The organism is Rhizobium sp. AG855, from assembly GCF_003610655.1.
GTDB classification, from domain to species: domain Bacteria; phylum Pseudomonadota; class Alphaproteobacteria; order Rhizobiales; family Rhizobiaceae; genus Allorhizobium; species Allorhizobium wuzhouense.
This window is the reverse complement of record NZ_RAQG01000003.1, coordinates 3,010,501-3,032,853: the sequence shown is the minus strand read 5'-3', so window position 1 is coordinate 3,032,853 and position 22,353 is coordinate 3,010,501. Positions and strand designations below refer to the sequence as shown.

25 protein-coding genes are annotated in these 22,353 nt (G+C 60.0%); 19 read left to right on the top strand and 6 right to left on the bottom strand.

From position 1 onward, the window contains the following. Position 1: 1 nt before the first annotated feature. From DFO46_RS14975 to motA, 6 genes are all read right to left on the bottom strand, one after another. Positions 2-442, bottom strand: coding sequence for a hypothetical protein (locus DFO46_RS14975; protein WP_110789967.1), 441 nt, complete (start codon positions 440-442; stop codon positions 2-4). A gap of 5 nt (positions 443-447) precedes the next feature. Beyond that, the gene (gene flhB, locus DFO46_RS14970; RefSeq protein ID WP_120278271.1) at positions 448-1,527 is read right to left on the bottom strand and encodes a flagellar biosynthesis protein FlhB; all 1,080 of its coding nucleotides are present in this window, start codon (positions 1,525-1,527) and stop codon (positions 448-450) included. 180 nt (positions 1,528-1,707) lie between these two features. Then, positions 1,708-2,745, bottom strand: a complete 1,038-nt coding sequence (fliG, locus tag DFO46_RS14965) for a flagellar motor switch protein FliG (RefSeq protein WP_110789966.1) — start codon at positions 2,743-2,745, stop codon at positions 1,708-1,710. A 28-nt stretch (positions 2,746-2,773) separates the two neighbouring features. Next, entirely contained in the window at positions 2,774-3,424 is a 651-nt protein-coding gene (gene fliN / locus DFO46_RS14960; protein ID WP_110789965.1) for a flagellar motor switch protein FliN, read from the bottom strand. A gap of 61 nt (positions 3,425-3,485) precedes the next feature. Next, entirely contained in the window at positions 3,486-4,439 is a 954-nt protein-coding gene (locus DFO46_RS14955) for a FliM/FliN family flagellar motor switch protein (protein WP_110789964.1), read from the bottom strand. Next, positions 4,436-5,314, bottom strand: coding sequence for a flagellar motor stator protein MotA (gene motA / locus DFO46_RS14950; RefSeq protein WP_110789963.1), 879 nt, complete (start codon positions 5,312-5,314; stop codon positions 4,436-4,438). Before motA ends, DFO46_RS14955 begins: the two co-directional genes overlap by 4 nt. 223 nt (positions 5,315-5,537) lie before the next feature. Between motA and flgF the strand changes: the two genes are divergently transcribed. From flgF to DFO46_RS14855, 19 genes are all read left to right on the top strand, one after another. Beyond that, on the top strand, positions 5,538-6,272 hold the full coding sequence (gene flgF / locus DFO46_RS14945) for a flagellar basal-body rod protein FlgF (RefSeq protein WP_110789962.1): 735 nt from the start codon (positions 5,538-5,540) through the stop codon (positions 6,270-6,272). Between the two features lie 18 nt (positions 6,273-6,290). After that, complete coding sequence (gene fliI, locus DFO46_RS14940) at positions 6,291-7,682, top strand: flagellar protein export ATPase FliI (protein WP_110789961.1); 1,392 nt, start codon at positions 6,291-6,293, stop codon at positions 7,680-7,682. Positions 7,683-7,684: 2 nt separating this feature from the next. Then, entirely contained in the window at positions 7,685-8,254 is a 570-nt protein-coding gene (locus tag DFO46_RS14935) for a flagellar protein (RefSeq protein ID WP_120277829.1), read from the top strand. A 75-nt stretch (positions 8,255-8,329) separates the two neighbouring features. Further along, the gene (gene flgB, locus DFO46_RS14930; protein WP_110789959.1) at positions 8,330-8,725 is read left to right on the top strand and encodes a flagellar basal body rod protein FlgB; all 396 of its coding nucleotides are present in this window, start codon (positions 8,330-8,332) and stop codon (positions 8,723-8,725) included. Then, positions 8,725-9,147, top strand: coding sequence for a flagellar basal body rod protein FlgC (gene flgC / locus DFO46_RS14925; RefSeq protein ID WP_062276411.1), 423 nt, complete (start codon positions 8,725-8,727; stop codon positions 9,145-9,147). The genes flgB and flgC overlap by 1 nt, the downstream gene beginning before the upstream one ends. Then, positions 9,144-9,482 carry a flagellar hook-basal body complex protein FliE gene (locus DFO46_RS14920; RefSeq protein WP_110789958.1) on the top strand — a complete coding sequence of 113 codons (339 nt, stop codon included), beginning with the start codon at positions 9,144-9,146 and terminating at the stop codon, positions 9,480-9,482. Before flgC ends, DFO46_RS14920 begins: the two co-directional genes overlap by 4 nt. Positions 9,483-9,497: 15 nt before the next feature. Continuing rightward, positions 9,498-10,286 carry a flagellar basal-body rod protein FlgG gene (flgG, locus tag DFO46_RS14915; protein ID WP_110789957.1) on the top strand — a complete coding sequence of 263 codons (789 nt, stop codon included), beginning with the start codon at positions 9,498-9,500 and terminating at the stop codon, positions 10,284-10,286. Between the two features lie 17 nt (positions 10,287-10,303). Then, positions 10,304-10,783, top strand: coding sequence for a flagellar basal body P-ring formation chaperone FlgA (flgA, locus tag DFO46_RS14910; RefSeq protein ID WP_120277828.1), 480 nt, complete (start codon positions 10,304-10,306; stop codon positions 10,781-10,783). Continuing rightward, positions 10,780-11,901, top strand: a complete 1,122-nt coding sequence (locus DFO46_RS14905; protein WP_120277827.1) for a flagellar basal body P-ring protein FlgI — start codon at positions 10,780-10,782, stop codon at positions 11,899-11,901. Before flgA ends, DFO46_RS14905 begins: the two co-directional genes overlap by 4 nt. Further along, positions 11,898-12,440, top strand: coding sequence for a MotE family protein (locus DFO46_RS14900; RefSeq protein ID WP_120277826.1), 543 nt, complete (start codon positions 11,898-11,900; stop codon positions 12,438-12,440). Before DFO46_RS14905 ends, DFO46_RS14900 begins: the two co-directional genes overlap by 4 nt. Then, positions 12,437-13,156 (top strand): flagellar basal body L-ring protein FlgH, encoded by a 720-nt coding sequence (gene flgH, locus DFO46_RS14895; protein WP_120277825.1) that lies wholly within the window; start codon positions 12,437-12,439, stop codon positions 13,154-13,156. The genes DFO46_RS14900 and flgH overlap by 4 nt, the downstream gene beginning before the upstream one ends. 27 nt (positions 13,157-13,183) lie before the next feature. Continuing rightward, positions 13,184-13,693, top strand: a complete 510-nt coding sequence (locus tag DFO46_RS14890) for a flagellar basal body-associated FliL family protein (protein WP_120277824.1) — start codon at positions 13,184-13,186, stop codon at positions 13,691-13,693. Continuing rightward, the gene (fliP, locus tag DFO46_RS14885) at positions 13,690-14,427 is read left to right on the top strand and encodes a flagellar type III secretion system pore protein FliP (protein WP_110789951.1); all 738 of its coding nucleotides are present in this window, start codon (positions 13,690-13,692) and stop codon (positions 14,425-14,427) included. The genes DFO46_RS14890 and fliP overlap by 4 nt, the downstream gene beginning before the upstream one ends. A 234-nt stretch (positions 14,428-14,661) precedes the next feature. After that, entirely contained in the window at positions 14,662-15,873 is a 1,212-nt protein-coding gene (locus DFO46_RS14880; protein WP_120277823.1) for a flagellin, read from the top strand. Between the two features lie 309 nt (positions 15,874-16,182). Continuing rightward, positions 16,183-17,394, top strand: coding sequence for a flagellin (locus tag DFO46_RS14875; protein WP_120277822.1), 1,212 nt, complete (start codon positions 16,183-16,185; stop codon positions 17,392-17,394). A 238-nt stretch (positions 17,395-17,632) separates the two neighbouring features. Further along, positions 17,633-18,844 carry a flagellin gene (locus DFO46_RS14870; RefSeq protein WP_120277821.1) on the top strand — a complete coding sequence of 404 codons (1,212 nt, stop codon included), beginning with the start codon at positions 17,633-17,635 and terminating at the stop codon, positions 18,842-18,844. A 301-nt stretch (positions 18,845-19,145) separates the two neighbouring features. Continuing rightward, the gene (locus DFO46_RS14865) at positions 19,146-20,114 is read left to right on the top strand and encodes a flagellin (protein WP_120277820.1); all 969 of its coding nucleotides are present in this window, start codon (positions 19,146-19,148) and stop codon (positions 20,112-20,114) included. 264 nt (positions 20,115-20,378) lie between these two features. Further along, complete coding sequence (locus DFO46_RS14860) at positions 20,379-21,029, top strand: GTPase (RefSeq protein ID WP_120277819.1); 651 nt, start codon at positions 20,379-20,381, stop codon at positions 21,027-21,029. After that, positions 21,026-22,351, top strand: a complete 1,326-nt coding sequence (locus DFO46_RS14855; protein WP_120277818.1) for a MotB family protein — start codon at positions 21,026-21,028, stop codon at positions 22,349-22,351. The genes DFO46_RS14860 and DFO46_RS14855 overlap by 4 nt, the downstream gene beginning before the upstream one ends. The last annotated feature ends 2 nt before the right edge of the window (positions 22,352-22,353 follow it).

The following is a 22,353-nucleotide window of genomic DNA, read 5'->3' as shown; positions in this document are numbered from 1 at the left end:
CTCATCCGTACAGCGGGGACGCCTGTCCCTTGACGAAGCGGGCCTCCTGAAGACGCTCTTCGAGGATCCGGGTATTGGTGTCCGGATCACCGGACGTCTCGTGAAATGCGATATGCTTGATGTCGATGCCGGCATGCTCCTCGGTCAGCGTCAGCTGCGAGTAGATCGTGATGCCGCGCGGCTTGATCTCGAGGTCAAGCACCACTTCCGGCGGTCCGCCCCATTCCAGCCTGTAGTCGCCGCCCGCGCCAAAGACGATGGTGCCGGGATGGAAATACAGTTCGGCGGCCGACGAAACGAGGTCGGACAGGTTGCCGTAAAGTTCAAAACGCAGAAGTGAAATGAGGTCGGCAGCATCGAGAAGGCGTAATTCGCTCGCCACGGGGCTGATTGCCGCTGCCACGATGCGTTCACGCTGGTTGGTAAAGGAGCACTTCTTCATCGGAGCTAGCGTATCCGTCTTTTGGGGGCCTTGGACGCGTAGACCCGATGCACGAGTTCCGCGACCGCCTTATAAAATATCGACGGTATGACGCTATCGACCGAGACTTGCGCAAACATGGAGCGGGCGAGGGGCGGGTCCTCAAAAATCGGGATATCGTGCTCTCGGGCGAGTTCGCGAATTCGCAAGGCAACGATATCCTGGCCCTTGGCGACAACCACCGGCGCTTCGTTTTCCTCGCGCACATAGCGCAAGGCGACCGCAAAATGGGTCGGGTTCGTGATCACGAGCGTAGCGCGCGGGACGTTCGACATCATGCGCTTGCGTGCGCGATCCCGGGCGATGGAGCGCTGGCGGGCTTTGACCACAGGGTCGCCCTGCGCCTGCTTGTATTCGTCCTTGATCTCCTGCTTCGTCATGCGAAGCTGTTCGTACCAGTGGTGCCGCGTCCAGAAGACGTCGACGGCCGCCAACAGCGCCGTCGAGAGAAGGATGACGATCATCATCTTCTGCAGGATCGTGGCAAACTTGACGAAAATCACCTGCGGATCGGAGAACATCGCATCTATGACGCCGAAATATTCGCCCTTCAGTGCAAAGACCATGATCACCGAAACAACGACAATCTTGAAGACGGACTTGGCAAATTCGACCATGCCCTGAGCGCTGAACAAGCGCTGCCATCCCTTGAACAACGAGATCCGGCTAACCTGCGGCGTGATTCGCTCCAGGATGAACTCGGGAAGATGTTGCGCGACGTTCGACCCGACGCCCAGCATGATCAGCATGATGAGCAGCGGGGCAAGCAGGGCACCGATTTCCCAGGCCAGGTGCGTGAAGAGCGAGACGACATCGACGGCCGTTCCGATTCGCCACTGGTCCGGTTGCTCGAAGATGTCCTTCAGCGTTTCACTCATCCGTTTCATGCCGCCGGGCAAGAAAAAGACGGCGTAGAAATAGAAGGCGAGCGCCGTGGCAAAGCTCGGCAGTTCGCGCGACGAGGGCACGTTGCCCTTCTCCCGCGCGTCACGCATCTTTTTCTCTGTCGGGTCTTCTGTTTTGCTGTCGTCGTCTTCATCGGCCATGATCGACGCCATCCTCGAGGGCTTGCCGGGTGGCAGATGCCCCCTGAAAGATCAAGTCGGCCGCGTTTGCGGCGCGCCGGCCGGTGATCGTTTGGACCACCTCAGCAAACGTAACCGCCCGCCGATCGGGGTTCAATCGGCGGGCGGGAGATCGGTAGGGTTTTCAACAGAGCCGGCGGCTCAGGCGGCCTGGGTTTCGCCTTCGGTTTCCTTGAGCTGGATCTGCCCGGCATTGGCAAGGCGGATTGCTTCCTGTGCCACGGCGCGCCGGGCAATCGCGATTTCGCGCGGATTGATGCCTGTAGTCCCGGATTGAAGATCCGATTCGATCATGCGGCGTGAACGCGGGCTGATCGATGCCAGCACACATTCCTTGATTTCGGCATTGGCGCCGCGAAGCGCCATGGTGAGGATGTCGCCGGAAATGTCGTTGAGCAGCAGGACGCGGCTGCGCTGCGGCATGACGAGCAGATCCTCGAACAGGAAGATCTTGGGCCGTACCTTGTTGACCGAATCCTTGCTGATCGATTCGAGCGATTGCAGAAGCGTGTCGACTTCGGGCTTGTCGAGTTCGTTCATCAGCTCGGCAACCTTCGCCGAACCCGTCGAATTCTTCTCGGCCTCGATCTCGGCGATCAGGTCATGAACCCGGTTTTCGATGATCTGGGCAGCCTTGGGGCTGACATTCTTCAGGTTGACGGTGCGGTTCATGATGTCTGCCCGGCGGCTCTCCGGCAGCTTGAGCAGAACCTTGGCGCCAAAGGAGGACGGCAGCATCGAGAGGATATAGGCCACCGTCTGCGGATGTTCGCGCATCAGGAATTTGGCGATGAAATCGGGATCTGCGTCCTGCAGACGGTCCCAGATAGACGCCTCATAGGCCTGGAAAGCCGTACGACGCCCGAGCAGTCCATCGACTTCTTCCGGCGTCAGGCCCTCTTCCAGGATGCTTTCGATGGCCTTGGCGTTGTCCATCAGGCCGGCGCCTTCGGTAAACAGATCCTCGAACTCGTTGACGAGTTCGGTCAGTTCATCCGGCGGAATGGTGCGCAGCGTCTGGGCAGACGCGATGATGGTCTGCAGTTCGGCCTGGGTAAAGTATTTCAGCAGCTTGCCGGCAACGCCCTTTCCCATGGCCAGCAGCACGGCGGCTGCCTTATCGGCCTGGGAAAGCGGTTTACCGGTTAAGGGGCCGCCAAAATCGTCAAAGTCCATCATGGTCTTGCCCTCTCTGGCCCGTCATGGGTCAGGATGTCTTGGTCGCCATCACTTCGATCAGTTTAACACCAAAGCGCGTATCGTCGTTTTCGAGAACCGTGATCTCGCCGCGCGCAATGCGCCGACCGTTCACCATGATCTCCACAGGCTCACCGATCTTCTTGTCGAGCGCGATGATGGCGCCCTCTTCGAGATTCATGAGACCCGAAACCTGCATCCGGCTCGACCCCAGCACGATCTGGACGTCGATCGGAATATCCATGATCAGGTCGAGATTGGCGGTGAGGCCGCTACCCGGTTCCTGATGGCTGCTCCCCATGCTGCCGAACGACGTGTCGCCGCCGAAGCTTGTCGAGCCGCCGAGATCGCCACCACCGAAGTCACCGCCGCCAAAGTCGCCGCCACCGATGTCGCTGCCCAGGTCGCTCATGCCGAAGCCGGCATCGGGAGCCGCCGTAGCGCCGCCGAAATCCGATTCAAACGCCGCTAGCGGGTCCGACTTGTCGTCGAGACCGCCGCCGAAATCGCCAAAGTCCGAACCGATGTCCGGAAGGCCGCCATCTGCATCCGCCTTGAGGACGCCGCGCAGATCATCGACCGCTTGGTCGAAGTCGCTGTCGCTCGCACCTGGCATCGCCAGTGCGTCTGCATCCGTCTGTGGTGTCTTTTTCGTTGCCATGGACCCATTATTCCTGTTGAAACTTGCCTCAAGCTGCCTTCTGGCTCGCCTCGATAAATGTCTAGCTCATCAAATGTTTTAGGATTTCATCTTCGCTGCTCACATTGTCCTTGACCCGGACGGTGTAGCGGTCGCCGGCACGGCCGAATTCGCAACGATAGAGATCTTTTCCGTTGGCGCTGACGTCGACCATGACGTCGCCCTTGTCGCGAAAGGCAATCACATCGCCGGCCATTAGGCGCGAGACCGTAGCAAGCGTGAGCGATTCAAGCCTTACGCGTGCTTCGAGTGTCACCTGCGAACGACGGACCTGTTCGGCGATCTGTTCCTGCCATTCCTTGCGCGAACGGCCGGCCTGGTTCTTAGACTTCGGCATGGTGACCACGGTCTTGAGCAGAGCCTTCTGCGGGATGACCAGGTAGAATTCGGAGGTCACCGTGCCGAGCGTGATGCCCATCTTCACGGTGACGGCATATTCGTCGACGTGATCCTCGTCCGGCTTCACCCGATCTTCGGCGTTGTGCGCCTTCTCCAGCAACGGCTCGAAACCGCCAGCGGCATTGACGCCCGAACGAAGCACATTGGCGATCTTGTCGAAGACCATGGTCGAGAGGTCGAGCTCGATCTGCGATAGCGGCCGCTCGATCGGTTCCTGGATCGTTTCCGGCAGGGCGCCCAGCAGGTTTTCCATGAGCGTGATGATGAAGCTGTTGCCGCAGGCCAGCACGAAGTTCGGGGACCAGTTGCGCAGCTGGCCGTCCGAGAAGGCGACATTGTCGCCGAGATCGGCGATCAGGTCGGTCATCAGCCCGCTTTCGTGGCCGTTGTAGTGGACCTGCATCGAAAGCCCGGTCTCGCTGTGGAAGACGTCCGGGAGGAACTCCGTATAGAGCTGGCCGAACTCAGTGCACAGCTTTTGCAGTGTCTTGGCATCACCGAGCCCGCCGGTCAGCATGGCGAGAAGGGCGCGATCCATTGCGGGAGGTGTCTGGGTGCTTGCGTCGCTCATGGTCATGCCGCCTTGCTTTCACCGCCGCCGCCTGGGTTCATCATTTCCTGCTCGACGGCGTCGATCGACGGACGCTCGTAGGAGGAGATGGTCTTGCGGCCGTATTCGAGTGCCACCTGCGGAACCGAGCCGTTCATGTAGGCAAGCAGTGTCTGCTTCACGATGATGTAAAGGCGGTGCTGCTTGGTACGAACGGTCTTGATCTGCGCGATCAGCGGGTTGCAGAGGCAGTAGGACAGGAAGATGCCGAGCATGGTGCCGACGAGCGCGGCGCCGATCAGGCCGCCCAGAACTTCCGGCGACTCGTTGATCTTGCTCATCGCCTTGATAACCCCGAGAACGGCCGCGACGATACCGATGGCCGGGAAGCTGTCCCCCATGGCCGTCATCGCGTGATAGGGCTTCATCTTGTCATAGAGGATGGTGTCGATTTCCTCGTCCATCAGCGCTTCGATCTCATGGCTGCGGGCATTGCCGATGATGATCAGACGCACATAGTCGCAGATGAAAGAGGTCAGTTCCTTGTTCTTCAGAAGGTTCGGTGCGGCGGTGAAGATCGAGGATTCTTCCGGATTGTCGATGTGGGCTTCGATCTCGTTGCGCGACTTGGTGCGCAGGTCGCGCATCAGCGAATAAAGCACGCCGAGCACGTCGAGATAGGCGCGTTCGGTCGGCACTGAGTGCTTGAAGGCTTCACCGACGGCCTTGCCGGTATCCTTGATGACCTTCATCGGGTTGGCCATGATGAAGCCGCCGACGCCGGCGCCGCCGATGATCATCAGCTCGAACGGCTGAATGAGCACGTTGAGGTGTCCGCCCATCGCCATGAAGCCGCCGAGGACGCAGCCTACCGTTATTACAAATCCGATGATGAGATTCATTTTGCCCGCACCTGAACGTTACATTTCATCGTAAGCGATACGTCTCGTGCCTTGCGTGAGGCTGAATCACGGCCTCATTTTTGGGCCGGGCGACCCGCGCACAAGCCGCCTTTCCACTCAACAGTTTCGCACAAGGCTTTTGGCTCAGAAGATCGTGAGCAAGCGTAGGCAGTCTGCGTTAAATAATGATTTACTGAAATTCATCCCGATCGGAGGCAACACAGTGCAATCCGGAATCTATGTGTCCCTGTCGTCGCAGATGGCGCTCGAACGCCGCCTGACGACCATCGCCGACAACATGGCCAACGTGAACACCGTCGGCTTCCGCGCCACCGAGGTGAAGTTCGACGAGATGTTGAGCAAGACGGGCAATGACCTCAACGCCAAGATTGCCTTCGTCAGCCAGGGCAATGACTATCTGTCCACCAAGAATGGCGAGCTTGCCCAGACCAACAACGCACTGGATTTCGCCATCAAGGGTGATGCCTGGTTCGCGATCGACACGCCTGTTGGCCAGGTGCTGACGCGTGACGGCCGCTTCACCATGACCGACACCGGCGAATTGGTCTCGGTGAAGGGATACCCGGTCCTCGACACCGGGGGCGCGCCGATCCAATTGAACCGCGCAGGCGGGCCGCCGGAAGTCGGCGCTGATGGCAAGATCCTGCAGGATGGCCGCCAGGTGGCCACGCTCGGCCTGTTCACGGCGGACGTCCGCAACGGCTTCCTGCGTTACGAAAACAGTGGCGTCACGACCGTCGACAATCCGCAGCCGGTTGTCGATGACCCGGAAGTCTCGGTCATGCAGGGTTATGTCGAGAACTCGAACGTCAATGGCATCAGCCAGATGACGCAGTTGATCCAGGTGAACCGCGCCTTCGAAAGCGTGAGTGCACTGATCCGTGACAGCGAAGCCTCGATCGGCGACGCGATCAAGGTTCTCGGCGGAGGCTCCTGATCCTGAGATGGGACTGTGATGGCATTGCACGTGACAGACGATTTACCGCTTTCTCCCAAGCTCGGCCAGTTGGCTTCGCTGGCGGAACGCTATGCAAAGCCGGAATTTGCCGTGACCCATGGCGGTCACGTCCGCACCATCGCCGCCGGCCACTACACGGTCACCGGTCTTTCGCGGCATGTCCGACTGGGCGAATTCGTTGCCCACAGGTCCTCGAACGGCGTACATCTGGGTGAGGTGATCCGCGTCGAACCCGACGTCTGCTACGTCTGCCCGATCGAACCGGGCGAGCCGATCGGCATCCATGACGTGGTCATCCGCAAGGGCGCCTTCCGCATTGCTCCCGACGACAGCTGGTGCGGCCGCACTCTCAACGCCCTGTGCGATCCGATCGACAACGGCCCGCCGCTCGCCCCAGGTACCGAACGCCGGCCGATCTCGACCACCGCACCGCCGTCGATGACCCGCCGCCGCGTCGAAACCGGCTTCAAGACCGGGGTCCGCGCTATCGACATCTTCTCGCCCCTTTGCCTCGGCCAGCGCCTGGGCATCTTCGCCGGCTCCGGCGTCGGCAAGTCGACCCTGCTCTCGATGCTGGCGCGTGCAGATGCCTTCGACAAGGTGGTGATTGCCCTTGTCGGCGAACGTGGCCGCGAAGTGCGCGAATTCATCGAAGACACGCTTGGCGACAACATGGCAAAATCGATTGCGGTCGTTGCGACGAGCGACGAAAGCCCGATGCTGCGCAAGATGGCGCCGCTGACAGCGATCACCATTGCCGAGCACTTCCGCGACAAGGGCGAAAACGTCCTTTTCATCGTCGACAGCGTAACCCGTTTCGCTCATGCGATCCGCGAGGTCGCGACTGCGGCCGGCGAGCCGCCGATTGCACGCGGCTATCCGGCTTCCGTCTTCACCGAGCTGCCGCGGCTGCTGGAGCGCGCCGGACCGGGCGCGGAAGGGGCAGGGACCATCACGGCCATCATCTCCATTCTGGTCGACGGCGACAATCATAACGATCCGATCGCAGACTCCACCCGCGGTATTCTTGATGGCCACATCGTCCTCGATCGCGCCCTGGCCGATGAGGGACGCTATCCGCCGATCAATCCGTTGACCTCGATTTCGCGACTGGCCCGCAAGGCCTGGACCTCGGAACAGGAAAAACTGGTCTCGCGCCTCAAGGCGCTGATCCACCGGTTCGAGGAAACCCGTGACCTGCGCCTCATCGGTGGTTACCGCAACGGTTCCGACCCGGATCTCGATATGGCGATCAAGCAGGTGCCGGTGATCTACGACATCTTGAAACAGACGCCGGGCGACAAGCCCGCGAGTGATGCCTATGCCGACCTGGCAAACGCTCTGAAGGCGGCGGCAGGTGGCCAGGCTGGCATGAGGCAGAGGGGCTGAGGATGACCGATTTCGATGCAGACGAGCCCGTAGCACCGCTTAAGCCGGCCGGTTTGAAGCGACGCGTCCCGACGGTCGACCGCCTGCTTGCGTTCACCGGAATTGCGCTTGCCTGCAGCGCCGCCTTCTTCCCGTGGTTCGTTTTCTTCAACGAAGAGAAGTTCGGCATCCGCGTCGCTGACTGGAGCCGCACGCGTGATCTGCCGGAAGGTCCCGGCCGCAACGTCTTCAGCGTTTCGCCACTCGCCTTGGTGGACAAGGATGATGAAGGCGGCGAGAGCCCGACTGCGCCGCCGCAGGTTGACGAGATCATCACGGCGACGGTACCGACCCTCGGCAAGGAACGTCCGCAAGGTCTTGAACCGGTCACGTCGCAGCCCTTCCCGGGCAAAAGCGGTTTCCGTCTCCTCCACGTCGCCAACGGTCGCGCCCTGATCGAGGACACGGCCGGCATGTATCTCGTCCGTGTAGGTTCGATCCTTCCCGACAACAGCCGTGTTGCGACGCTCGAGCAGCGCGACGGCAAGTGGGTTATCGTCACCTCGACAGGTGCCGTCTATCAAAACAACTGATGCAGCGCGGGGCGAGCAAGTCCCACGCAAGATTACCGGCCTAGGCTCCGAACAGTACAAGACGGAGTGACGCCCATGAATCCCATCCAGTTGTTCGAGCTGGCCTCGCGACAGGCCGAATGGCTCTCGGTGCGCCAACAGGTGGTGGCGACGAACATCGCCAATGCCAACACGCCGAAATACCTGTCAAAGGACATCACTCCCTTCAACGCCGTCCTCGACCGGACGGCCGCGGTGCAGGGCATGGCCGTCACCCAGCCCGGTCACATGGCGTCCAACGACTTCAGTGATGAGAACATCGCGGTCGAGGAAGCCAAATTGAATGACGAGATCGGTGTTCAGGAATCCGGCAACTCCGTCGCCATTGCGGATGAGCTCACCAAGACGGGTGAGATCAAGCGCCAGCATGAACTGAACACGTCGCTAATGTCCTCTTTCCATCGCATGATGCTGATGACGGTGAAACGCTGATGACCGATCCTTTAGGAGCAGCCCTCAAGATCGCAGGCAGTGGCCTGGAAGCCCAGTCCACGCGCATGCGGATCGTATCCGAAAACATTGCCAACGCGCGGACCACCGGCGACACGCCTGGTGCCGATCCCTATCGCCGCAAGACCATCACCTTCGGCAGCGAGCTCGACCGGGTTTCCGGCGCCGAGACGGTCGAGGTGAAGAAGCTCGGGGTCGATGAATCCGATTTCATCGAGGAATACGATCCCGGCAATCCGGCCGCGAACGAAAAAGGCATCGTGAAGATGCCGAACGTGAACGTCCTGATCGAAATGGGCGACATGCGCGAAACCAACCGAACCTATGAAGCGAATCTGCAGACCATCAAGCAGACACGCGACATGATTTCCCAGACAATCGCCCTGCTGAAGGCCTCGCAATGATCGAATCCATTACCAAGGCCGGCATGGTGTCCGGCACAAGCGGTCTCGACTCCCTGTCGAGCATCTTCTCCGCCAAGAGCCAGGCATCAGAGGGCGTGAGCCCAGGGATGGCCACGGGCGAAACCTTCCTTTCGGCGCTCACCGATATGGCGGCGCAGGCATCAAACAATCTGAAGCAGGCGGAACAGAGCTCCTTCGACGGACTGACCGGCAAGGCGAATCCGCGCGAAGTGGTCGACGCCGTGATGCAGGCGGAACAGTCCCTCCAGACGGCAATCGCGTTCCGCGACAAGATCGTCAACGCCTATCTCGAAATCACAAAGATGCAGATCTAGTAGGGGTATAGACATATGAGAGCGCTTGCCATCGCCGCGACGGGTATGGATGCCCAGCAGACCAATCTTGAGGTCATCGCCAACAATATTGCCAACATCAACACGACGGGCTTCAAGCGCGCGCGTGCCGAGTTCTCCGATCTGCTCTACCAGACCGAGCGAGCGCAGGGCGTTCCCAACCGCGCCAACCAGGCCATCGTCCCGGAAGGTGCCAACATCGGTCTCGGCGTGCAGACGGCCGCTGTCCGCAACATCCACACCCAGGGTGAACTCACCCAGACCGGCAACGAACTCGACGTTGCCATGATCGGTCGCGGTTGGTTCCAGATCGAGAGTGCTGACGGCCAGACCTTCTACAGCCGTTCCGGCGCGTTCAACATGAATGCCCAGGGCCAGCTGGTCACGATCGACGGCTATCTGGTCACACCGCAGATCACGATCCCGCAGAACGCGTCCGAAGTGGTCATCAGCCGGACCGGTCAGGTCTCGGCGCGCCTCGGCAACGATGCCGACTACACCAATCTCGGGCAGCTCACGGTGGCGAACTTCGTCAACGAGGCGGGTTTGAAGCCGCTCGGCGACAACCTGTTCGCCCAGACGACCGCTTCGGGTGAGGCAATTGTTGGTGCGCCGGAAGATCCGGGCTTCGGATACCTCAAGCAGTCCTATCTTGAAGCATCCAACGTCGACTCGGTGAAGGAGATCACGGACATGATCTCCGCGCAGCGTGCCTACGAGATGAATTCCAAGGTCATCACCACCGCCGACGAAATGGCTCAGATCGTCAGCAAGAACCTCAAGTAAGACAACTGGAGGCAAACATGAGGTTTCGCCGAACATTCGGATATCTGGTGCAGGTTGCGGCGCTCGCCGTCGCGGCTGCCCTCTGCCTTGGCACAGGGTTGGCGTCCGCACAGGACACCGCCGTCGTTCCCAAGCGCGTGATCTATCCCGGCGAGACCGTGTCGGCCGATCAGGTGGACGTGGTTGCTGTGACCAACCCCAATCTGACCGGCGACTATGCCCGCACCAAGGAAGAGGTGGTGGGCATGGTCACCAAACGCACGTTGCTGCCCGGCCGTACGATCCCGACGGGAGGTCTCCGCGAAGCCTTTGCGGTCAAGCGCGGCGGAAGCGTGCGGCTGACCTTTTCGATTGGCAACATGTTGATCAGCGCCAGCGGCACGCCTCTGACCGATGCGTCGGTCGGCGAGCTGATCAAGGTTCGCAATCTCGATTCCGGCACGATCGTATCCGGGACAGTGATGGCCGACGGCACGGTACAGGTGATGGCAAAATGAGATTGCTCTCTTCAATGCGGCTCGCCCTTTGCGTATTGTCGCTCGTCCTGGCGCCTTTCGAGCCGGCGCTCGCGACGAATTCGCGCATCAAGGACATCGCCTCGCTGCAGTCCGGCCGAGACAACCAGTTGATCGGCTATGGCCTCGTGGTTGGCCTGCAGGGCACCGGCGACAGTCTTCGCTCTTCGCCCTTCACCGATCAGTCCATGCGGGCCATGCTGCAGAACCTCGGCATCTCCACGCAAGGTGGTCAGTCGAATGCAAAGAATGTCGCGGCTGTCATGGTCACCGCCAATCTGCCGCCGTTTGCCAGCCCCGGTAGCCGCATCGACGTGACGGCGAGTTCCCTCGGCGATTCGACGTCCCTTCGCGGCGGTACCCTTGTCATGACTTCGCTGACCGGCGCGGACGGACAGATCTATGCAGTGGCTCAAGGCTCGGTCGTAGTGTCCGGCTTTACGGCTCAGGGAAATGCCGCCAGCGTCCAGGAAGGGATCACGACCTCCGGTCGCGTCCCCGGCGGCGCGATCATCGAGCGCGAGCTTCCCTCCAAGTTCAAGGACTCGGTCAACCTCGTCCTCCAGCTGCGCAATGCCGACTTTACCACCTCGCTCCGCATTGCCGACACCATCAATGCCTATGCGGCAGCCAATTATGGAGCGCCGATCGCGGAAGCCCGCGACAGCCAGGAAGTGGTGATCCAGAAGCCACGCACCGCAGACCTCGCCCGCTTGATGGCGGATGTCGAGAACCTGGTGGTCGCGACGGATTCCCCGGCGAAGGTCGTGATCAACGAGCGCACAGGCACGATCGTCATCGGAGCGGACGTGCGGGTATCCCGCGTGGCGGTCGCTTACGGGACATTGACCGTCACCGTCAGCGAGACGCCCCAGGTCGTCCAGCCGGAGCCGTTCTCGCGTGGACAAACGGCGATCCAGGATCAGACCGACATCATCACACAGAAGTCGGGCGACAAGATCGCGGTCGTTGAAGGGCCCGACCTTCGAACGCTGGTGAGCGGGTTGAACAGCATCGGCGTGAAGCCTGATGGCATCATCGCCATTCTCCAGGGCATCAAGTCGGCCGGTGCGCTGCAGGCGGAGCTCGTGCTGCAATGATCCAGATGCACTCTCTCATTCCCTCAGCGACGGTCCTGCGCAATGGCGCAGCCGTCATCCTGATCGCCACTCTGCCCGCTTTTGCGGGGATCGCGGTCGGCCAGCAGCAACCGCAGCCGCCGGATGCGGCCTCCGAAGCCGAGATCAAGCAGTTCTGCTCCAGCATTGCCGATGCAGCACGCGACCAGCGTTATCTTCTGCAGAAGCAGGAACTGGAGAAACTGCAGGCCGACGTCGACAGCCGCATATCGGTTCTGGAAACGCGCCGGGCCGAATACGAGGACTGGCTCACGCGGCGCAACGCGTTCATGAAGAAGGCGGATGAACAGCTCGTCGAAATCTACCGCAAGATGGCGCCCGATGCGGCAGCGCCCCAGTTGGCTGAGACCGATGTCATGCTCGCCGCCGCCATCATCATGAAGCTTCCGCCGCGCCAGTCGAGCCTCATTCTCACGGAAATGAAGCCGGACAAGGCGGCCGCAGTCGCCTCGATCATGTCCAGTGCGGGCGACCCCACCACTTCGAAGGATCCATCATGACCAAGCGTTCCCCGGCCTTGCTGGCCATCCTCCTCCTGGCTGGCTGCCAGAGCCAGACCATCAAGGAAATCGGCAACGCCCCGGCCATGAGCCCGATCGGGTCCGGTCTCCGTTACAGCCAGACCCCGCAGATGGCGCTCTATCCGAAGCAGCCCATGCAGACGGCAAGTGGCTACTCGCTGTGGAGCGACAATCAGTCTGCGCTGTTCAAGGATGCACGCGCCCTCAATGTCGGCGACATTCTCACGGTCACGATCGAGATCGATGATAGGGCGACCTTCAAAAACGCGACGGACCGCAGCCGCGACAATGGTACCTCTCTGAAATGGGGCGCCAAGGTGAAGGAGTTCCTCGGCTTCTCGACGGATACCGGCACCAGCGGCGACCTGTCCACGGGGTCCAGCACGAGCTCCAAGGGCGATGGCAAGACCGAGCGCTCGGAGAAGCTGAACTTGCTGATCGCAGCGGTCGTGACCGGCATTCTGGAGAACGGCAACCTGTTGATCAGCGGTTCGCAGGAAGTTCGCGTCAATCACGAGATCCGGATCTTGAATGTTGCCGGTATCGCACGCCCGCAGGATGTGGATGCAGAGAATACGATTTCCTACGACAAGATCGCCGAGGCCCGAATCTCCTACGGTGGCCGGGGTCGTCTGACGGAAATTCAGCAGCCGCCGATCGGTCAGCAGGTCGTCGATATCTATTCGCCCTTCTGATTATTGCGGCAGCACGAGGGACCATCCATGGAAGAAGGCCAGGAAGGCGAAGGCAAGAAGAAGTCGGGACTGATGGCGCTTCTCATCCCGCTCGTCGTGCTGACGGTCGTTGGCGGCGGCGGCGGCTGGGCGATCGGCACCATGCTGTCGCCGAAGGTCAAGCAGGCGAAGGAAGCTGTAGCCGCAGCCGAAGCGCCGGCCGGTCACGGCGAGGCGAAAAAGGAAGAGGGGCTTCCCCACGTTTCCACGGAAGCCAATGGCGTCGTTGCTCTGGAGCCCATCACGACGAATCTTGCCTACCCGTCGGAAAACTGGATCCGCGTCGAAGTTGCCCTGATGTTCAACGGGCCGCCCGACGTGAAGATCGCCGAGGATGTTCATCAGGACATCCTCGCGTATTTGCGCACCGTATCCCTGCAGCAGGTCGAGGGGCCACGGGGCTTTCAATATCTCAAGGATGACCTCCAGGAGCGTGTTGACCTGCGCTCGGAAGGGCGCGTATCGAAGGTGATGTTCAGAACCCTCGTGATCGAATGATTCGGCTTCTCACCCTCGTCGCCGTCTTGATGATGGCGCCGGAACTGGCTGTGGCCCAGCAGTTCCCGACCGAGATCTTCAACGCTCCGATCGACGGGTCGGTGGCGGCGTGGATCATCAGGACATTTGGACTGCTGACGGTGCTGTCGGTTGCACCGGGCATCCTGATCATGGTCACGAGCTTCCCGCGCTTCTTGATCGCCTTTTCGATCCTGCGTTCGGGCATGGGCCTCGCCACCACGCCCTCCAATATGATCCTGACCAGCATGGCGCTCTTCATGACCTTCTATGTCATGGCCCCTACCATGGACCAGGCCTGGACCAACGGGGCGCAGCCCCTGATGGCCAATCAGATCACGGAAGCGGAAGCGGTGGCACGCATTGCCGAGCCATTTCGCACGTTCATGACCGCCAATACCCGCGACAAGGACTTGAAGCTCTTCGTCGACATTGCCAATGAGCGTGGCCAGGCGACGATTTCAGATGGCAAGGTCGACTACCGGGTTCTGGTTCCCGCCTTCATGCTGTCGGAGATCCGCAGAGGCTTCGAGATCGGCTTCCTGATCATCCTGCCCTTCCTCGTGATCGACATGGTTGTCGCCACCATCACCATGGCCATGGGTATGATGATGCTGCCGCCGACCTCGATTTCCTTGCCGTTCAAGATCCTGTTCTTCGTTCTGATCGACGGCTGGAATCTGCTGGTGGGAAGCCTGGTAAGATCCTTCGCCTGATTCCGGGCACCCTCCCCAAAATCGTTATCACCCTGTTTACCATAGGCCCCGGAAGCATGAATGCACTCGGTTGGCTTAAGGTCTTGGCAACATATGGCTGCGAGTTTGGAGCTCGCACGACGGAACTGGTAGCAACGAAAAAATACCAACTGGCATGATGCCGAACGTCCGTGACCGGTAAGTTTTTAGTCCGGTATGTCCCCGTTAGTACCTCGTTTTTAAGGGACAAATCCTATGGCCAGCATTCTGACCAACACCAGCGCAATGGGCGCGCTGTCCACCCTCCGCTCGATTTCTGCCAGCATGGAAGACACCCAGGCCCGTATCTCTTCGGGTCAGAAGGTCGGCTCCGCTTCGGACAACGCCGCTTACTGGTCGATCGCTACGACCATGAAGTCCGATAACATGGCCCTGTCGGCAGTTTCCGACGCCCTCGGTCTCGGCGCTGCCAAGGTTGATACTGCCTATTCCGGTATGGAAGCGGCAATCAACGTCGTCAAGGAAATCAAGACCAAGCTCGTTGCCGCCACCGAAGACGGCGTCGACAAGACCAAGATCCAGGAAGAAATCACCCAGCTCAAGGACCAGCTGACCAGCATCGCGCAGGCTGCTTCGTTCTCGGGTGAAAACTGGCTCCAGGCAGACCTGACTGCCGGCGGTACCGCGCTGCAGAAGAGCGTTGTTGCGTCCTTCGTTCGTGCAGACAACGGCAGCGTTTCGGTCAAGAAGGTTGATTATGACCTCTCGACGACCAACGTCCTGTTCGACACCGGAGGCAACACCGGCATCCTCGACAAGCAGCAGAACGTTTCTCAGGCCAGCATCACCCTGAAGGTCAACATCAACGGTACCGAAACCGAAAAGACGGTGGGTGCGTTCGCTGTTGATGGCCTGATCTCGGCTGGCGCGACCTTCACTGGTGACTACGCAAGCGTAACCGGCTACACCGTTCCGGCTGGCGGCATCAACTACAACGGCAACTTCGTCAAGACCGAAGGCACCTGGGTTCGTGCGGTCGACTCTGCGACGCTGAGCCAGGAAGTTGTCTATGACGACGGCACCACGAAGTGGGGCGTTGACACGACTGCAACCGGCCAACCCGCTACCAACGTTGTGGCAACGCAGTCGATGGCCGATCTGGACATCACCACGCTCGCGACGAGCCAGGATCTGGACACCATGATCTCGGCTGTTGACCAGGCCCTGACTCAGATGACCAGCGCTGCGGCTTCCCTGGGTTCGGTTTCTGCACGTATCGACATGCAGGAAGAGTTCGTCCAGAACCTCAGCGACTCCATCGACGCCGGTGTAGGTCGTCTCGTCGATGCCGACATGAACGAAGAGTCCACCCGCCTGAAGGCCCTGCAGACACAGCAGCAGCTCGCGGTCCAGGCTCTGTCGATCGCCAACTCGGAATCGCAGAACGTTCTGTCGCTCTTCCGCTAATAGCGCGAAAAGTTCGGAAAGACATTCGTCTCGAAAATGGGAGCCGCGCCTGGAAACAGGCGCGGCTTTACCATTATTTTAAGCCTTTCGTGATACGCGCGCGTACCCTCTCTGGCTGTATTCCAAAAATCTCTCATTTTTAAAAAAGATATCTGGCTTAGAAGTTCATTAACCTTGCTGTCGTTAACTACGTTCATTGAAACGGTGAGTTAACCAGATAAATTAAAAGGTTAACAAGCATGATGCTGTGCGCCGTTTCCGGGGAAACCGGAATGTCCCTTCACGAACGCCAATAGGGGCAATACAACCATGACAAGCATTTTGACCAACACAGCAGCGATGGCTGCGCTTTCTACCCTTCGCACCATCTCGTCTAGCATGGAAGAAACCCAGGCTCGGGTGTCCTCTGGTCAGCGCGTTGGTTCTGCATCCGACAATGCCGCATACTGGTCGATCGCGACCACCATGCGTTCCGACAACATGGCTCTGTCGGCTGTGTCCGACGCCCTCGGTCTTGGCGCCGCCAAGGTTGATACTGCCTATTCCGGCATGAATTCGGCCATCGAAGTCGTTAAGGAAATCAAAGCCAAGCTCGTTGCCGCCACCGAAGACGGCGTCGACAAGACGAAGATCCAGGAAGAAATCTCCCAGCTCAAGGACCAGCTGACCAGCATCGCGCAGGCTGCTTCGTTCTCGGGTGAAAACTGGCTGCAGGCTGATCTGACTGCCGGCGGTACGCCGCTGCAGAAGAGTGTTGTTGCGTCCTTCGTTCGTGCCGACGACAGCAGCGTTTCAGTGAAGAAGGTTGCCTATGATCTGACGACGACCAACGTCCTGTTCGACACCGGAGGCAACACCGGCATCCTCGACAAGCAGCAGAACGTTTCTCAGGGCAGCGTCACCCTCAAGGTCAACATCAACGGTACCGAAACCGAAAAGACGGTAGGTGCGTTCGCTGTTGATGGTCTGATCTCGGCTGGCGCGACCTTCACCGGTGACTACGCAAACGTAACCGGCTACACCGTGCCGGCGGGCGGCATCGACTACAACGGCAATTTCGTCAAGACGCAAGGCACTTGGGTGCGTGCAGTCGACTCTGCGACGCTGAGCCAGGAAGTCGTCTATGACGACGGCACCACGAAGTGGGGCGTTGACACGACTGCAACCGGCCAACCCGCGACCAACATCGTGGCAACACAGTCCGTGGCTGATCTCGACATCACCACGCTCGCGACGAGCCAGGACCTGGATGTCATGATCTCGGCCGTCGATCTGGCCCTGACGCAGATGACCAGCGCTGCAGCGGACCTCGGTTCGGTGAGCGGCCGCATCGATATGCAGACGGAGTTCGTCCAGAACCTCAGCGACTCGATCGACAGCGGTATCGGTCGTCTCGTCGACGCAGACATGAATGAAGAATCCACCCGCCTGAAGGCCCTGCAGACACAGCAGCAGCTTGCGATCCAGTCGCTGTCCATCGCGAACTCGGCATCGGAAGTCATCCTCACGCTGTTCCGCTAAGCATCTGGTTTCCAAAGAATTTGGGTCGCGCCTTGATTGGCGCGACCCTTTTTTTGTTTAACGGTCCAGCAAATTTTAATCTTCCATTTAGGCTTTGTTAACCATGAGCGGCTTAACTGCACCCATCGAAACGATGGATTAACCAAAACGAAGAAGTGGTTAACGGCATAAGGCCTTCCGATCGTTCCCGGCAGAACCGGGATGTCCCTCTATCTAGCCAATTCCAGGGGCAACCATCATGACCAGCATATTGACGAACAATGCCGCGATGTCGGCACTTCAGACTCTCCGCACTATCGACAACAGCATGGAGCAGACGCAGGCACGTGTTTCCTCGGGCATGCGTGTCGGGACTGCATCGGACAACGCCGCATACTGGTCGATCGCCACCACCATGCGTTCGGACAACATGGCGCTCGGTGCCGTTCAGGACGCTTTGGGTCTAGGCGCGGCGAAGGTAGATACGGCCTACTCCGCCATGGAGGCGGTCGTAGATGTCGTTAAACAGATCAAGGCGAAGATCGTCGCTGCGACCGAGGATGGCGTCGACAAGAACAAGATCCAGGAAGAAATCACCCAGTTGCAGGAGCAGCTCCGGACAGTGTCTTCGGCAGCTTCGTTCTCCGGTGAAAACTGGTTGCAGGCCGATCTCACCAACAACGCCGGTGCGATCACCAAAAGCGTCGTAGGATCATTCGTGAGAGCCGACGACGGCAGCGTTTCGGTCAAAAAGATCGACTACGAGCTCAATACCAACAGCGTCCTGTTCGACACCGGCGGCAATACCGGCATCCTCGACAAGCAGTTCAATGTGTCCCAGTCCAGCAAGACGTTGATCATCAACATCAACGGCACGCAGACGGAAAAGACGGTCGGCGTATACAATGTCGACGGCTTGATCTCTGCTGGTGCGACGTTTACCGGCGCCTATGCCAACGTCACCGGCTACACTCCGCCAGCGGGTGGGATCGACTACAACGGGAATTTCGTGAACGTTGGCGGCAACTGGGTGCGCGCTGTTGACTCGGCGGTTCTGTCGCAGGAAGTTGTCTACGATGATGGCACCACCAAGTGGGGCGTTGATACGACCGCGACGGGGGAACCGGCGACGAATGTCATTGCGCCGACATCGGTGGACACACTCGACATCACTGGTCTCTCCGCAACCGACCTCGACACCATGCTGAAGGCCGTTGACATGGCACTCGAAGCAGTCGTCAGCTCAAGCTCTGCCCTCGGCTCGATCTCCATGCGCATCGGGATGCAGGAAGAATTCGTGAACAACCTCACCGACTCGATCGACAGCGGCATCGGCCGCCTGGTCGACGCTGACATGAACGAGGAATCGACTCGCCTGAAGGCACTGCAGACGCAACAGCAGCTCGCCATCCAGTCGCTCTCCATCGCCAACTCCGCTTCCGAAAGCATCCTGACACTCTTCCGTCAGTAAGGGCGCCTTGGCTAGGGGCGACTTCGTCCCTCGCTGACGTATCAGGTGCTTCCGGTATGATCCGCGCCTCGAAAGGGGCGCGGATTTCCGCGTCTGCCTTGCGCGAAACTTTTGGGCTTTCTCATTCTCAGCGATTTCGGGGTCGTCAGCCTTGCCTTCTCAGCGTTACGCTTGTTAGATGACACCGTTAACGATTTGTTAACGGTGACGGGGGTTGCGCCGAGGCGCAGTCTGCATGATGCCCACCCGTCTCTGCCGACCTTCGTCGGATGCGCACGGATGTACGCTTGAGGGCACCAGCATGACCAGCATTATGACCAACGCAGCCGCCATGGCCGCGCTCCAGACGCTTCGCTCGATCGATACCAATCTCGAGACGACCCAGAGACGGGTTTCCTCGGGGTATCGCGTCGAAACCGCGTCGGACAATGCTGGCTACTGGTCGATCGCCACGACAATGCGCTCCGATAACGCCGCTCTGTCCACGGTTGCCGACGCGCTCGGTCTGGGTGCTGCGACCGTTGATACCGCTTACACGGCGCTCGACAACGTCATCAAGGTGATGTCGAGCATCAAGGCAAAGCTGGTTGCCGCCAGCGAGCCGGGTGTCGACAAGGAAAAGATCAACGAGGAAATGAAGCAGTTGAAGGACCAGCTCGTGTCCTCGGCGCAGTCGGCCTCCTTCTCCGGCGAGAACTGGCTCTACAACACCAATGTCAATCCGCTCGGTACCAAGCAGGTCGTGTCCTCCTTCATCCGCGGTGCCGACGGCTCCGTTCAGGTCACCACCCTCGACTTCGATACGCAAAACTCGGTCCTCATCGACACGGAAGATGCAAGCCGTGGCTTCCTCACCAAGGCCATCGATGCGGACGCGCTGTCCTCCACGCCGACGGGCACGGCCCGCGAATATTATCTGCTGAATGTCGGCTCGGTGATCCCCGTGACCGGCACAGAAATTGCGATCGATACATCAACGACGACGGCACAGCTCGATGACATGATCAGCGTCATCGATACCGTGATGGGCCAGCTCACCGATTCGGCCGCCACGCTCGGCGCCATCACCAGCCGGATCGAAATGCAGGACAACTTCGTCTCCAATCTGATGGACGTGATCGACAAGGGTGTCGGTCGTCTGGTCGATGCCGACATGAACGAGGAATCGACCCGGCTGAAAGCGCTCCAGACCCAGCAGCAGCTCGGCATTCAGGCGCTCTCCATTGCCAATACCAGCGCCGAAAAACTCCTGACGCTCTTCAAAAATTGACGCGTGGTGAGCCTCACGCCGGCGTGGCTGTTCGCGCCGGCAATGCTGCGGCCGCAGAGCCTGCGGCGCCATTCATCTTCGCGCAAGTTTGACACCCTAGTTTCAAGCATTGTCCATGGCAGGAACCTGCCGAGAGTTGCGGCCCCGAAGCGAAAGCCGAATCCGGAAGATGAGAACACGTTCTGGCCCCGTTGATGTCGATGTCCCGCGCGCGCCGGAAGGTGCAGCCGGATCGAACCCTGTTGTCGGTGGGGGTGACCGCTGATGAGCATGCCTCTGGCCAGATATCTGAAGGACTTCTCCACGCCGTCGGCCCCGCCGCAACCGGTCGAAACCGCTTTCAGCGGTGGCATGGATGATTTCGAAATGGACTTTCCGGCCCTTCCAGAACCGGAACCCGAACCGGTCGATCTCGAAGCCCTTCGCCGGGCGGCCTATGCTGAGGGCCATGAGGCAGGTGAGCAGGCGGCAGTCGAGCGCCTCGAGGCGGAACGCCAGGCCTTGGAAGCGGCCCATGCGGACGCCTTGGCCGAGATTGAACAGCGGCTGCGCGACGAGTTCGCTGCGGCAATCGCCGAACAACTGCCCGAGGTTGTCAAGCGCCTGTCGATTTCCGTCAGCGAGCAGGTCGCTCATGCTCTGGCGCCGGTGATCGAGGAAGGCATCGTTGAGCGGGCGGTCGATGAATTGGCCGAACAACTCGAAGCGGCGATTTCGAGTGGCGAAGCCGGCACGATCCAGGTCAGGGGCCCCCGTGACCTATTTGAGAAACTCCTGTCTGAAATGCCCGATCACGCAGAAATGCTGCACCATGTCGATGGCACGGATTTGGATCTGACGGCTGAGTTCGGCGATACGGCACTCGTGACCCGCATCTCCGCCTTCAGTGCAAGCCTGAAGAAAGTGCTGTCATGAGCGACGAGAACCACCACCACGGTAAGAACGAGATCATCATCGTCAAGCGCCACAAGGGCGACCACGATGGCGCTCATGGTGGCGCGTGGAAGATTGCCTATGCCGACTTCATGACCGCGATGATGGCCTTCTTCCTCGTCATGTGGCTCGTCAACGCCGCCAATGAGGAAACGAAGGCGTCGGTCGCCAGTTATTTCAATCCGATCAAGCTCTCGGACGAGAAGCCGACGGAAAAGGGCTTGAAGAAGCCGGTCGATCAGGCGGAAGGCGAACAGAAGAAAGAACGGTCGAAGGTCGAGGACGACGAGGATAGGGTCGGTTCCTCCGCAGCGACGGGTGAGGATCTGACGGCATCTTCGGGTGAAAACTCCAACTACTCGGAAGCCGATTTCTTCGAGAATCCCTATTCGGTTCTGGCCGAGATTGCCCAGGAAGTCGGTCAGCAGGCCAATGTCAGCGCCAAGGGCGAGGGTGGTGCCGCCGATTCCGGTCCCTCGACCGGCGCCCAGGGCGGTGAAGCCTATCGCGACCCGTTTGATCCGGACTTCTGGACCCAGCAGGTCCAGACGGCCAACGGACCTGTCGGAAAGCCGACAGACGCGACGACGCCATCGGATCAGCAACAGCGGACCGCGGCGCAGCAGCCACAGGACCCATCGCAGCCGTCCACCGAACCGGGACAGCAGGTCGCCCTCGTGGTGCCGGGCCAGAAGCCGACACCCGAGGAGATGAAGCCCGAGAACCCGCAGGCGGAGTCGAAGCTTCCGGCTGCCGAAGGCGAAAAGCCTGAGGATGGCAAGACCGAGGAGGCGAAACTCGCCGATCCTGCCCAGGCTCCGGCAGAGACCAAGGCGGAACTGGCAGCTGCCGCGCAGTTGAAGCAGGACATCGAAGAGGCCATCGGTGGCACCGCCGGCAAGCTGGCAGAGGGGCTCATCGTCACGCCCGCCGAAGGTGGCCTGCTCGTCACCATCAGCGATCAGAGTGATGCTGCCATGTTCAATGTCGGCTCCGCCGTGCCCCAGCGGGATATGGTTCTGGCGATGGAACGTATCGGCAAGCTCCTGCAGGACCGGCCTGGCCAGATCGTCATTCGCGGCCACACCGACGGCCGGCAGTTCAAGGGCACGGAAAACGACAACTGGCGCCTTTCGATGGCCCGCGCGCACAGCGCCTACTACATGCTGGTCCGCGGTGGCCTGAAGGAGGACCGCGTCGAACAGGTATCCGGCTTCGCCGATCGCCGTCTCCAAGTCCCTTCCGATCCGTTGGCCGATGCTAACAGACGCATCGAGATCCTGATCCAGGGGGAGCAGGGATAAAT